Source organism: Leucobacter manosquensis (genome assembly GCF_018304845.1).
Classification (GTDB): Bacteria; Actinomycetota; Actinomycetes; order Actinomycetales; family Microbacteriaceae; genus Leucobacter; species Leucobacter alluvii.
Genome location: NZ_JAFEVO010000001.1, coordinates 2,344,031 through 2,356,943 on the forward strand (window position 1 = coordinate 2,344,031; position 12,913 = coordinate 2,356,943).

The 12,913-nt window shown below is 68.9% G+C and carries 12 protein-coding genes; 10 read left to right on the top strand and 2 right to left on the bottom strand.

Going from position 1 to position 12,913, the window contains the following annotated elements; all coding sequences use genetic code 11:
- The first annotated feature begins 231 nt into the window (after positions 1 to 231).
- From JSQ98_RS10955 to JSQ98_RS10980, 6 genes are all read left to right on the top strand, one after another.
- Positions 232 to 1,254 carry a sugar ABC transporter substrate-binding protein gene (locus tag JSQ98_RS10955; protein WP_090145872.1) on the top strand — a complete coding sequence of 341 codons (1,023 nt, stop codon included), beginning with the start codon at positions 232 to 234 and terminating at the stop codon, positions 1,252 to 1,254.
- A 29-nt stretch (positions 1,255 to 1,283) separates the two neighbouring features.
- Positions 1,284 to 2,330 (top strand): ABC transporter permease, encoded by a 1,047-nt coding sequence (locus JSQ98_RS10960; protein WP_090145874.1) that lies wholly within the window; start codon positions 1,284 to 1,286, stop codon positions 2,328 to 2,330.
- Positions 2,327 to 3,316 carry an ATP-binding cassette domain-containing protein gene (locus JSQ98_RS10965; RefSeq protein ID WP_211649696.1) on the top strand — a complete coding sequence of 330 codons (990 nt, stop codon included), beginning with the start codon at positions 2,327 to 2,329 and terminating at the stop codon, positions 3,314 to 3,316. The genes JSQ98_RS10960 and JSQ98_RS10965 overlap by 4 nt, the downstream gene beginning before the upstream one ends.
- Positions 3,317 to 3,721: 405 nt before the next feature.
- Positions 3,722 to 4,942, top strand: coding sequence for a Gfo/Idh/MocA family protein (locus JSQ98_RS10970; protein ID WP_211649698.1), 1,221 nt, complete (start codon positions 3,722 to 3,724; stop codon positions 4,940 to 4,942).
- Between the two features lie 39 nt (positions 4,943 to 4,981).
- Entirely contained in the window at positions 4,982 to 5,878 is an 897-nt protein-coding gene (locus tag JSQ98_RS10975; protein WP_211649700.1) for a sugar phosphate isomerase/epimerase family protein, read from the top strand.
- Positions 5,875 to 6,924: a Gfo/Idh/MocA family protein gene (locus tag JSQ98_RS10980; protein ID WP_211649701.1), complete on the top strand. Its 1,050-nt coding sequence runs from the start codon at positions 5,875 to 5,877 to the stop codon at positions 6,922 to 6,924. Before JSQ98_RS10975 ends, JSQ98_RS10980 begins: the two co-directional genes overlap by 4 nt.
- A gap of 112 nt (positions 6,925 to 7,036) precedes the next feature.
- Here JSQ98_RS10980 and JSQ98_RS10985 read toward each other — a convergent pair whose 3' ends face one another.
- Both JSQ98_RS10985 and JSQ98_RS10990 read right to left on the bottom strand, forming a co-directional pair.
- The gene (locus JSQ98_RS10985; RefSeq protein WP_211649702.1) at positions 7,037 to 7,480 is read right to left on the bottom strand and encodes an Hsp20/alpha crystallin family protein; all 444 of its coding nucleotides are present in this window, start codon (positions 7,478 to 7,480) and stop codon (positions 7,037 to 7,039) included.
- 164 nt (positions 7,481 to 7,644) lie between these two features.
- Complete coding sequence (locus JSQ98_RS10990) at positions 7,645 to 9,042, bottom strand: amidase (protein ID WP_211649703.1); 1,398 nt, start codon at positions 9,040 to 9,042, stop codon at positions 7,645 to 7,647.
- A gap of 141 nt (positions 9,043 to 9,183) precedes the next feature.
- Here JSQ98_RS10990 and JSQ98_RS10995 point away from each other — a divergent pair, with 141 nt between their 5' ends.
- Genes JSQ98_RS10995 through JSQ98_RS11010 form a run of 4 tightly spaced genes read left to right on the top strand, consistent with a single transcriptional unit; the run spans position 9,184 to position 12,843 of the window.
- A complete protein-coding gene (locus JSQ98_RS10995) occupies positions 9,184 to 10,257 on the top strand; it encodes a metal ABC transporter substrate-binding protein (RefSeq protein ID WP_211649704.1) in 1,074 nt (357 codons plus the stop codon).
- Entirely contained in the window at positions 10,254 to 11,156 is a 903-nt protein-coding gene (locus JSQ98_RS11000; protein ID WP_211649705.1) for a metal ABC transporter ATP-binding protein, read from the top strand. Before JSQ98_RS10995 ends, JSQ98_RS11000 begins: the two co-directional genes overlap by 4 nt.
- Positions 11,156 to 12,052, top strand: coding sequence for a metal ABC transporter permease (locus tag JSQ98_RS11005; RefSeq protein ID WP_249290813.1), 897 nt, complete (start codon positions 11,156 to 11,158; stop codon positions 12,050 to 12,052). The genes JSQ98_RS11000 and JSQ98_RS11005 overlap by 1 nt, the downstream gene beginning before the upstream one ends.
- A complete protein-coding gene (locus JSQ98_RS11010; protein WP_211649706.1) occupies positions 12,049 to 12,843 on the top strand; it encodes a metal ABC transporter permease in 795 nt (264 codons plus the stop codon). The genes JSQ98_RS11005 and JSQ98_RS11010 overlap by 4 nt, the downstream gene beginning before the upstream one ends.
- Positions 12,844 to 12,913: the final 70 nt, after the last annotated feature.

The following is a 12,913-nucleotide window of genomic DNA, read 5'->3' on the forward strand; positions in this document are numbered from 1 at the left end:
GCGCGGCGCTCGAGAGCGACCGGCGCTGTCGGCATCGCCCGTGAGTCGCAGCGCTCCGCGGGACGCTGCGAGAGACCGTACGGATGGCTGCAACAGACATGAGCGAGGTGCCGAGTGGTCGTTATTCAACCTTTACCGGAAGAGATGCCGGATCGCGGAAGTTACGGTACTGTAAACGCAGAGCGCAAGCTTTGTAACGACATTAGTTCAATTACACGATGGAGTGCAGCTATGTTGAAATCACGTTTCGGGCGTTGGTCGAAGATCGGCCTCGCAGGCCTCGCGGGCGTCGGAGCACTGGCCCTCGCTGCGTGCGGTACTCCCGCCGGCGCCGGCGGCGGTGCTGCAGGTGGTGGCGGCGGCGGTGGCGTCGACGAAGAAGAGATCAAGGTTGCACTCGTCACGCACGCCGCACCGGGCGACACCTTCTGGGACACCATCCGCTCGGGGGCCGAGAACGCCGCCGAACGCAATAACGTCGAGCTGCTCTACAGCTCTGACCCCGACGGTGCGCGCCAGGCTCAGCTCGTGCAGCAGGCAGTCGACCAGGGTGTGGACGGCATCGTTGTGACGCTCGCGAAGTCGGACGCCATGGCGGGCGAAGTGCAGAAGGCCGTCGACGCGGGCATCCCCGTCTTCAGCATCAACGCGGGCGAAGAGGCCTACAAAGACCTCGGAGTGCTCGCGCACTTCGGGCAGAACGAGTTCATCGCAGGCCAGGCAGCTGGCGAGCAGTTCAACGACGCCGGCCTGAAGAAGGCCGTCTGCGTCATCCAGGAGCAGGGGCACGTCGGCCTCGAAGCCCGCTGCGAGGGGCTCGCGGACACCTTCGAGGGCACATCGGAAGTGCTCTACGTGCAGGGCACCGACATGACCAACGTCGCCTCGACCATCACGTCGAAGCTGCAGACCAACTCCGACATCGACGCGGTGCTCACCCTCGGAGCACCCTTCGCGATGACCGCGATGGACTCGATCGCCGACGCCGGCAGCAGCGCGACGCTCGCCACGACCGACCTCAACGCCGACGTCTACACCGCGATCAAGGACGGCACGATCCTCTTCGGCATCGATCAGCAGCCGTTCGTGCAGGGATACTCCGCCGTTGAAGCGGTGCGCCTCTACACCGAGGGCGGATACGTGCTCGGCGGCGGCCAGGCCGTGCTGACCGGACCCACCGTCGTCAACGCCGAAAACGCCGACAGCGTCTCCGCGCAGTTCGAAGGCAGCGGCGACGACGAGTCGGCAGAGTAAGAGAAGGGTCGCGCCGGAAGGTCGAATCCATGAGTACAGCAACCGCACCCAAGCTCGATGAGCGCGTCGCCTCTGGCAACCTGTTCACCAGGTTCTTCACGAAGCCCGAGGCGGGCGCCACCGCAGCCGCACTGGTACTCGCGATCATGTTCGCCGTGGTCGCCCCCCAGTTCACCCAGCCGAGCTCGATCGCGACGATCCTGTATGGCGCCTCGACCGTCGGCATCATGGCGGTCGGCGTATCGCTCCTGATGATCGGCGGCGAGGTCGACCTGTCGGCGGGTGTCGGCGTCATCTCGGCGGCGCTCTCCTCGTCCCTCTTCATGTACTGGTTCGGGGGGAACGTCTGGGTCGGAGCGATCGTCGGCCTGGTGTTCTCGCTGCTGATCGGGCTGCTCAACGGTTGGCTGCTGACGAAGACGAAGCTCTCGAGCTTCATCATCACGCTCGCGACCTTCTTCATGCTGACCGGCCTCAACCTCGGGGTGACGCGCGCGCTCACGGGCGGCGTCGCAGCCCCCTCCATCGCGCAGTGGCCCGGGTTCGCCTCCGCGGAAGCGGTGTTCGCGGCCGACATCCCCGTCTTCGGCGTCAACGTCAAGATCACGGTCTTCTACTGGATCATCCTCGTGCTCATCGCGACCTGGATTCTGCAGCGCACCAAGGTCGGCAACTGGATCTTCTCGTCGGGCGGCGCCCCCGACGCGGCTCGCGCCGTGGGCGTCCCCGTGGTGAAGACGAAGATCGGCCTTTACATGGGCGTCAGCTTCTGCGCGTGGCTGCTCGGCATGCACCAGCTCTTCGCGTTCAAGACGGTGCAGTCGGGTGAGGGCATCGGCAACGAGTTCCTCTACATCATCGCGGCCGTCGTCGGCGGCTGCCTCATGACCGGCGGATACGGCTCGGCGATCGGCGGCGCGATCGGCGCACTGATCTACGGCATGGCGCTCAAGGGCGTCGTGTACGCGGAGTGGAATCCGGACTGGCTGAAGTTCTTCCTCGGCGCCATGCTCCTCGGAGCCACCGTGCTGAACTTCACGCTGCAGCGCCGCGCGGCGCGAGGAGGGAAAAAGTGAACGCCACATCGACAGCCGCCGCTCCGGCGACGGCCACGGCAACCGCGAAGGCGCCGCTCGTCGAGCTGCGCGACGCCGAGAAGCGGTACGGCAACATCATCGCGCTCCGCGACGTCAGCCTGCAGGTGGCGAGCGGCGAGGTGATGTGCGTGCTCGGCGACAACGGCGCCGGCAAGTCCACGCTTATCAAGATCATCGCAGGGCTCCATCAGCACACCGCCGGCGAGTACCTCGTCGAGGGCGAACCGGTGAAGTTCAACTCGCCGCGCGAGGCGCTGAACCGGGGCATCGCCACCGTGTATCAGGATCTCGCGGTCGCGCCCCTCATGCCGGTCTGGCGCAACTTCTTCCTCGGGTCGGAGCAGACGAAGGGCTGGGGTCCGTTCCAGCGGCTCGACGTCGACTTCATGCGCAAGACGGCGAAGCAGGAGCTGCTCGACATGGGCATCGATCTGCGCGACGTGGATCAGCCGATCGGCACCCTCTCGGGCGGCGAGCGCCAGTGCGTGGCCATTGCGCGAGCCGTGTATTTCGGCGCGAAGGTGCTGATCCTCGACGAGCCGACCGCCGCGCTCGGCGTGAAGCAGTCGGGTGTGGTGCTGCGCTACATCATCCAGGCGCGCGATCGGGGCCTCGGCGTGATCTTCATCACCCACAATCCGCACCACGCCTACCCGGTGGGCGATCGCTTCCTGCTGCTGAAGCGCGGACAGAGCATCGGGTACCACGAGAAATCGGCGATCTCGCTCGAGGAGCTCACCGGACTCATGGCCGGCGGCGCGGAGCTCGAGCAGCTGGTCCACGAACTGCGGGATGTCGGCACGAGCACCGACGCGGTGCGCACGATCCGCGATGAGATCGAGGGCGACGCCGCGGCGGGCGTGGGACGCGTGCAGGTGACCGAGGCCGTCACCGTCGTCCCCGGCGAGTACGCGGAAGACGAGGACGACGACGGGGAGGACGCCCCAGGGCGTTCACGCCGCTGAGCATCTCTTGGTTCCGCGAGGGCGGGCGCCCGATCCGGATGAGGATCGGGCGCCCGTTCTGCATCCCGGGGGCGCACCGACCGCCCCCGCTGTGCCGCTGCACTGCGCCGCTGCACTGCACCGCCCCCGCTGCGCTGCACCGGCGCCCCGCACCGAGATCGAGCTCGAGTGCTGAGCACGAGGGATTCGGACGGGGGGATTCGCTCGGGCTCGGTGGACACCCTCGGTCCCACGGGACTGTTGACACCGCAGCCACCATGTCCGTACAATTTGGACCGGTCCAGAATCGAGTCCAGAGTCAGGATCACTCCGGTCGACAGGCGAGGATCCCAGACCCAGGCCCGGCCCCGGCCGGCCCCACAGCGAGAACCGGTGCACGGCACCACGAAGACGAAACGAGCGAAGATGCGGACACGTGCAGACGGCACCACCGAGATCGGGGTGGGCCTCATCAGCGTCGGGTGGATGGGCCAGCTGCACAGCCGCGCCTACGCCAACCTCAAGTACGCGTACCCGGATCTCGGGCTCGCACCCCACCTGGTGCACGCGGCGGACCCGGCACCGGCGCGTACGGATGAGGCGGTGCGCGTGCTCGGGTACGAGCGGGCTTCGGCGGATTACCACGATGTGCTGAACGATCCAGACGTCGACGTCGTGTCGATCTGCGCCCCGAACTTCCTGCACTCGGAGATCGGCATCGCGGCGGCCCGGGCCGGCAAGCACTTCTGGATCGAGAAGCCGGTCGGCCGCGGCGAGCACGAGACCCGCGCGGTCGCGGACGCGGCCAAGGAGGCCGGCGTCGTCACGTCGATCGGGTTCAACTATCGCCATGCCCCCGCGATCGAGTACCTGCGCGAACTCGTGGCCGAGGGCAGGCTCGGGCGCATCACGAATGTCCGCGGGCAGATGTTCGCGGATTACTCGGCCGACCCGCGCGGCGCCCTGTCATGGCGCTTCGTGCGGGGGCTGGCGGGCAACGGCGTTCTGGGCGACCTCATGGGCCACCTGGTCGATCTCGTCCAGTACACGCTCGGCCCGATCGGCGAGGTCAGCGCAGTCACCTCGACGGTGTACGCCGAGCGCCCCGAGCTTCCGATGGGCACGGGAACCCACTTCGCGCTGATCGAGAACGGCGACATGAAACCGGTCGAGAACGAGGACTACGCCGGGATGCTCGTGCGCGTCGCGGACGGGGCTCCGGCGGCGCACGCGGTCGGCACCCTCGAGGCCTCCCGGGTCTCGGTGGGCCCTCGCGCGAGCTACGGCATCGAGGTCTACGGCACGGGCGGCTCGGCGCACTGGGACTTCGAGCGCATGAATGAGCTGCACCTCTCGGGCGGTCTGGGCGCGGAGAACCAGGGGTACACGCGCGTCATGGCCCGGCCGGGGATGGGTGATTTCAACCGCTTCCAGCCGGGAGCGGGGACCTCGATGGGATACGACGACCTCAAGGTGATCGAGGCCAAGAAGTTCCTCCAGGCGGTGCTCGGACGAGAGGCCATCAACTCGAATATTCAGGATGCGCTGTCGGCGGCCCAGGTGATATCAGCGGCCGAGCGATCGGCCGAGACGCGCACCTGGCAGTCGAGCACGCCGGTCGAGGGCACGACCGCGGCCGGCGCCTGATCCTCATCCACTCGCACTGCACCGACGAAGGAGTCGCACATGGCACATCGCGCACGCATCGCAGCCGCCCCCATCAGCTGGGGCGTCATCGAGGTCCCCGATTGGGGGCTGCAGTTGGAGCGGGAGCGCGTGCTCTCCGAGATGGTGTCGCTCGGGATCACGGCGACGGAGTTCGGGCCGGAAGGGTTTCTGCCCGACGCTCCGGCCGAGCGCGCCGCAGCGCTCGCCGCAGCGGGCCTCGAAGCCGTCGGCGGGTTCTTCCCGGTCGTGCTGCACCGGGCGGCGGTGGATCCGCTGCCGGCGATCGAGCGCGAGCTCGAGGCGTACGTCGCCTCCGGCGCCACGACGCTCGTGCTCTCGGCGGTGACGGGAGCGGAAGGGTATGACGGTGCGATCGAGTTGAGCGACCCGGAATGGGTCACGCTGCTCGCCAACCTCGATCGTGCGCACGATGCCGCCGCCGCCGTCGGGGTGGTGGCGACCCTGCACCCCCATCTCGGCACGGTGGTCGAGTCCCCGAATGCGGTGGAGCGCGTGATCGCAGGCTCCCGTATCGGCCTGTGCCTCGATACGGGTCATTACACGCTCGGCGGCGGCGATCCGGTCGCCTTCGTGGAGCAGTACGCGGACCGCATCGTGCACGCGCATCTGAAGGACGTGAGTCTCGCCGTCGCCGCGCGGGTGCGAGCCGGAGAGATCGACTATCGCGAGGGGGTGCGCCAGGGCATGTATCGGTCACTCGGCGCCGGCGACGCGCGTATCGTGGAGATCGTCCGCGCGCTGCGCGGCGTGGGGTATGCCGGATGGTACGTGGTGGAGCAGGATACGGTCATCGAGCACGAAGCTCACGCGGTAGCGGCGTTCGACAGCGCGCGCCGCAGCGTCGCCTGCCTGCGCGAGGCGCTCGGCGCGACCGACATCCCGGAGGCGTCATGAGTGCGCCGCTGCGCATCGGCATGCTGGGCGCGTCGCGCATCGCCGAGGAGTCGATCATCGCGGCGACGGCGGAGACCGGTGATATTCGTGCCGCTGTCGCGGCGAGGGATCCCGAGCGCGCTCGTCACTACGCCGCCGAACGGGGCTTTTCGGCGGCAGCGGAGAGCTACGCGTCGCTCATCGAAGACGACTCGCTCGACCTCGTCTACATCGGCCTTCCCAACGGGCTGCACGCCGAGTGGGCGGCACGAGCGCTCGAAGCCGGACGCAATGTGCTCGTCGAGAAGCCGTTCGCGGCGAACCTCGCAGAATTCGATCGCGTCGCCGCCAGACTCGAGCGCTCGGCCGGCTGGGCGTGGGAGGCATTCCACTACGCCGATCATCCGGCCATGCATCGCCTCATCGGTCACGTGCGCGAGGGCGCGATCGGGGAGATCCGCGGTGTCGACGTGCATATGGACATGCCGGCGCCCGCGCCGCGCGACCCGCGATGGAGCTTCGATCTCGCCGGCGGCGCGCTGATGGATCTCGGGTGCTACGCGCTGCACGCCCTGCTCCTGCTCGGAGATCAGCTCGGAGGAGAGCTCGGGGGTGTGCGTCTGCCGACTGCGGCGCCGCTCACCCTCGACTTCGCGCGGGCTGAGGGGCACACGGGTGATGCGAGGGTCGATGCGACGGTCGTCGCCGGATTGGAGCTCGGAGGCGTGCCCGTGTCGATGCACACGAGCATGGCGAGCGACGAATGGAACTTCGGGCTCCGAGTGCACGGAAGCCTGGGCGAGGTCGTGCTGCCGAACTTCGTGAAACCCCAGGAGGACGGGCGCCTCATCGTGCGCACGACGACGGGAGCCGGCGTCGAAGAGCGTTCGGAGCACTTGGGCGCCTCGCCGTCGTACACCCACCAACTGCGCCGCATTCGGTCAGCGGTGCGCAGCGGTGAGCGGTCGCGCGTCGGCCTCGAGCACTCCCGTCGTACGATGGCTCTCATCGACGAGGTGTACACGGCGGCGGGTCTGCCGCTTCGGCCGGGCCGCCTGGCCTCCTGATCGCTGCGGCGGCGGATCGGAAGCTCCCTGAGTCCGCGCGTCCCGGTTCGCGCGTGACGCAGTGGGGCGCCCGGCGCCCCACTGCGTCACGCGGCGTGCGTACGGTGCCGGATCAGTGGGTCAGGGACTTCTGAGTGTCGCTCTCGACGTGCTCGGACTGACCCTGCACGGCGATCTTGCGCGGCTTCGCCTGCTCGCTCACGGGGATCACGACGCTGAGCACGCCGTTGTCGTACGAGGCGGAGATGCCGGCGATGTCGACGCCCTGCCCGACGCTGAACTGCCGCAGATAGGTGCCGGAGGGGCGCTCACGCGTCAGCCACTTCGAGCCTTCTGCCACGTCGGCGGTGCGCTGCGCACGGATTGTCAGGAGCTGGCCGTCGACACCGACGTCGATCGAGCCCGGGTCGACGCCGGGCAGATCGGCGTTCAAGACGTACCGCTCGTGGTCGCGCTGGAGGTCGACCGGCATCTGGCGCGGACCGGAGCGCGCTTGCTGGAGCGCTCCTGCGGCCCAGCGATCCAGCTCGCTGAAGGGATCGAATGTCATTGCCATGATGATTTTCTCCTTCCAGTGAAACTTGAGTGGAGGTCACTCAATGTGAATATAAATTAGCACTCGGTACCTGAGAGTGCTAATGAAGCTCGCTGCAAGATCTCTGAAAATCGCGGTCTGTCGGCCGTCGCGGTCGAGGTGCCGAGAGGGGCGCGACGGCGCACTCACGGGGACGTGAGCTGCGCCGCGAGTTGCAGCAACTGCGACTCGGAGCCGATCCTGCCGATGAGTTGCACCCCCATTGCGTGCCCGGTCGGCAGCCGCATCACCGGCACAGCGACCGCTGGCAGCCCTGAGACGTTCACCATCGACGTGAAGGGAGCCCACTCGCACTGCAGCCGGTAGTCGTCATCCGGATGCATCGATGTGAAGGCGCCGACGCGCGGGGGGAGCATCGTGAGTCCGGGAGTGAGGACGGCATCGTAGGCGCCCCACTGCTGTCGCGCGTCTGCGGCGAAATCGCGCAGCCGTGCCCCTGCGCGCTCATGCGCCTCGACGGTTCGTGCGCGGGCGCGCTCGCGGAAGAGGCCGGTGAGGGGCATCAGGCGTGCTGCGGCATCGGGAGCGAGCGCCAGACGCGAGAGGCCCGCCGTCCACGAGGTCGTGAACGCCTCGGGGTACTCCGGGTCGTAGGCGAAGGTCGCCTCATCCATGCGGTGACCGCGGGCGGCGAGGCGCTCCCTGGCCGCCTCGAACGCGGAGCCTGATTCGGCACTGAGCGCGATCGGATACACCGATGCGAACGGCGAGGCCGCAGAGTACGCGATGCGGAGTCCGGTGAGCTCATCGGCGGCGCGCACGGCCGCCAAGGCTGGCTCCCCCGTCGCGCCGCGCTGCGCATCGAAGAGCATCGCCGCGTCGGCCGGGTCCCGGGCCAAGGGGCCGCTCACCGTCAACCGCGGCGCACCGAACTCGTCGTGCAGGGAGGGAGCGGCCGCGGCCAGATCCCCTGGCACCGCGCCGAGACCCGGCTTGAGCCCGACGAGACCGCACGCGAGCGCTGGGATGCGGATCGAACCGCCGCCATCCGTTCCCGGACCCATGGGGATGAGATCGGCCGCGACCGCAGCCGCGCTCCCGCCGGAGGATCCGCCCGGAGTGCGCGAGGGGTCGAGCGGATTGCGCGCGGGTGGCGCGATGGCGTTCTCGGAGTAACCGGTCAGGCCGAGCTCCGACACCTGCGTCTTCCCGAGCGGAATCGCTCCGGCCGCGCGCAGCATCGCGACTCCCGGAGCGTCGGCGGTGGCCACGCGGTGGCGAAGGGCGGCACTGCCGCGGGTCGTCGCCATTCCGGCGACCTCTACGAGGTCCTTGACGGCGATGGGCAGCCCATGGAGACGAGGCAGCGTCGAGCGTTCCGAGCGTGATGTCGCCGCGAATCGCGCGTCGGCTGCCGTCGCGTCCGTGTGAGCCTGGTCGCCGATGACCGCGAGGAATGCTCCGAGTTCGTGGTGCGCCTCGATGCGGCGCAGATACCGTTCGGCCACCTCGCGCGCGGAGACGTCGCCGCGGCGGAGCGCGTCGCGCCATGCCAGCGCGGTCTCCGCCGTCGCGTATTCCATCCGCCCAGCTTACGAGCGCCAGCGCCGGGAATGCGCGTCGAAGCGCATCCGTTCCTCCGAGGCGCCCGGTGCCGGCGCAGCGAGGACGCCGTTCCCGGCGCGGGGTGTATAGTGATACTCGTTCTCATTAGAAAGTGTGTCATGACTCAGAAGCCCCGCTCCGTGAAACCCGCCGTTCTCGCCGCCGCAGCACTCGCATCGCTCCTGGCACTCACCGCCTGCAGCGGCGGCGCCAATGCCGACGACGGCGGCGACGCCGGGCTCAAGGTCGTCGCGACCACGACGCAGCTGACCGACTTCGCGAGCGAAGTGGGGGGCGACGACATCGAGCTCACCGGCCTGCTCGCCCCGAACGCCTCGGCGCACCACTTCGACCCGAGTCCCGCCGATCTGCTGGCGCTCGGGAAGGCCGACGTGCTGATCGTGAACGGGGCCGACCTCGAGAGCTTCGTCGACGATGCGGTGGATGCCTCCGGCTTCGACGGCACCATCATCACAGCGGCCGATGGCATCGACCTCGACGAGGCGAAGCACATCACCGCCGAGGGCGCCGCAACGGACGAGCACGAGCACGAGCACGCTGACGAAGCGGATCACGAACACGATCACGCGGATGAGGCCGAGCACGACCACGATCACGGCGACGTGAACCCGCACATCTGGACGTCGCCGAAGAACGCCGTCGGCATGGTGACGGAGATCGCCGACGGACTCGCAGCGGCGGACGCGGATCACGCGGGCGACTACGAGCAGCGCGCCGCGTCGTACACCGAGCGTCTGCAAGAGCTCGACACGTGGATCGCCGCGCAGTTCGAACGGGTGCCGGCAGACGAGCGGGTGCTCGTGAGCGGCCACGATTCGCTCCGGTACTACCTGCATGACTACGGGATCGAGTTCGCCGGGTCGATCCTGCCCAGCTTCGAAGACAACGCCGAGCCGAGCGCCGCCGAAATCGACGCGCTCGTCGCCTCCATCGAAGAGCACGGCGTGCGAGCGGTATTCGTCGAGTCGTCGATGAGCCCGAAGCTCGCGCAGACGATCGCCGACGAGGCGGGCGTCGAGGTCGTCGACTCCGAGAACCTCTACGCGGATTCGCTGGGCGCACCCGACAGCGATGGAGCGACCTACATCGGCGCGACGGTGCACAACACGGAACTCATTCTCGACGCGTGGGGCGCCCAGGTGGATGCGGTGCCCGATAGTCTGCAGGGATGACGGCCGCACGCGACGCAGCAGCATCTGATCCCGGCGACGCGCAGCACTGCGCAGCCCCGGAGCCGATGCAGGCAGGCGGGGCCGACGGGGGTGCCGAGAGAGGCGCGCTCGCAGCCTCCGATGCGGCGTTGGTGCTCGAAGGGGCAGCCTTCGGATACCACGGGACGTCGAGGGTCGAGGGCCTGACGCTCGCGGTTCCCGTGGGCGCTGCGGTCGCGCTGATCGGACCGAACGGCTCGGGCAAATCGACGCTGCTGCGCGGCATCCTGGGGCTGGCCGAACTCACCGGCGGTTCGATCCGGGTGTTCGGCGAGACTCCGGATCGTGCCAGGCGCCGCATCGGGTCCTTGCCGCAGGCGGACACCCGCGATGCGACGCTTCCGGTCACGCTCCGCCAGGTCGTGACCATGGGTCTCTACCGCTCGCGCGGAGCACTGCGCCCGATCGGCCGAACCGGCCGCGAGGCGGTCTCTCGCGCGCTCGAACGCGTGGGTCTCTCCGCCTGGGCGTCGCGCCGTTTCGGCGAGCTCTCGGGCGGTCAGCAGCAGCGGGGCATTCTCGCGCGGGCGCTCGTCTCCGACCCGCAGCTCCTCCTCCTCGACGAACCCTTCAACGGGCTCGATCGGGAGAACCGCGACGTGCTGCTGCGTCTCGTGAGAGAGCTGCGAGCAGAGGGGCGCACGATCATCGTGTCGACGCACGATCTGGAGATCGCTCAGGAGGCGTGCTCCCACGCGCTGCTGCTCGCGAGCGGTCACCACCCGAATCAGCCGGGCCATCCGGCGGCGTACGGTCCCGTCGAACAGGCGCTCACCCTCGACGCGGTGCAGCACGCGTTCCAGGACACGACGGTGGAACTCGATCACCACACCGTGACGACGACGCGGGAGACCGAGTGATGCCGTCGGTGCTGTCGCCCGCCTTCCACCTCATGCTGCTCGGTCCGATCGACATCTTCTCACTGCCGTTCATGTGGCGCGCCCTGGTCACCGTCGCGATCCTCGCGGTCGCGGCCGGCATCGTCGGGCTCTTCATCAGCTTTCGGGAACTCGAGTTCGTGAGCGACGGTCTCGTGCACTCCGTGTTTCCCGGCCTCGTCGTCGGCTCCGCGATCGGCGGCTCCGCCGGTCTGCTCCCGGGAGCGGTGGTCACCGCGATCCTCGCAGCCGTGCTCTTCACCGTCATCGAGCATCGGGGCGGCGTCGGGGCCGACGCGGCGATCGCGGTGGTGCTCACCGGTCTCTTCAGCCTCGGCGTGGTGCTCGTGTCGAAGCAGGAGGGCTACGTCTCGGAACTCAAGGAACTGCTGTTCGGGCGACTCCTCACGGTGACCGAGACGCAGCTCTGGCAGATCCTCATCGTCGCGATCGTCGCGGTCGCGGTCGTGGGCCTCACCTGGCGCGCGCAGTTCTTCCGCTCGTTCGACGCCGCCGGGGCTGAGGCCGCGGGGTTCCGGGTGCTGCGCGCCGACCTCGCACTCTCGGTCGCCGTCGCGCTGCTCGTCGTGGCCGGGGTGCAGGCGCTGGGCGTGCTCATGGTCATCGCACTGCTCACCGTTCCGATGGCCGCGGCGCGACTGCTCACGCGCGGATTCGCGCTGCTCATCCCCGTCGCGATCCTGCTTCCCCTCGGGGCGGGCATCGCGGGGCTGTGGCTCTCATTCGAGTGGTCGACGTCGCTGGGGGCGACGGTGTCTCCGGGGGCTGTCGTGGTGCTCCTGCTCGTCGCCGCCTACGTGGTCGCGGCACTGATCCGCGGAGGTGCCGCGGCCCTGCGGAGGTCGGTCGCGGCATGAGTTATTTCGCACTCGCGTCGCTCGAACTCGTGCTGCTCGGCCTGCTCTCCGGAGTCGCCGGCACGCTGATCGTGCTGCGCCGGCGCTCGTTCTTCGCCGTGGCGCTCAGCCACGCGACCTTTCCGGGCGGCGTGGTGTTCGCGCTGGCCGGGTGGAACCTGCTGATCGGCCAGGCGCTCTTCGCAGCGGTGCTCGTGCTCGCCATGACGGTGCTGGCCCGCATTCCCGGACAGGGCCGTCAGGTCACGAGCGGAGTGGTGCTCTCGTTCGGCTTCGCGCTCGGCACGCTGCTCGCCGCACTGAATCCCGGGCTCGGCGTGCCGGTCGAGGCATTGCTCGTGGGCTCGCCGCTCGGGGTGAGCGTCACCGACGTCGTCGTGACCGCGAGCGTGCTGGTCGCAGCCCTCGTGCTCGTCGCGGTGTTCGGGCGCCGCATGCTCTTCCACACGTTCGACCCGGTCGGCTTCGCCGCGGCCGGCTTCCGCAGCTGGCCGATCGAGCTCGCCGTGACCGGAGTGATCGCCGCATCGGTCGTCGTCGCGATGCCTGCGGTCGGCGCGATCCTCGGCGTCGCGGTGCTCATCGCCCCTGCCGCGGCTGCGCGCGCGCTGACTCAGCGGCTCGAGTGGATACCGGTGATCTCGGCCGTGCTGGGGATCGCGGGGGGCCTGATCGGATTGTGGATCTCGAGGGAGTTCTCGATCGCGGCGGGTGGATCGGTCGGGCTCGTGCTCACCGCGATGTTCCTCGTCTGCGCGGCATGGGGCGCCCGGAAGGTGTCAGCTCGGTAACGATTGCGTCACCGATTCGGGCATTCTTCGAGAACGCTCGGCGCTTCGGTGCGCATCTTCGAGCGTTCTG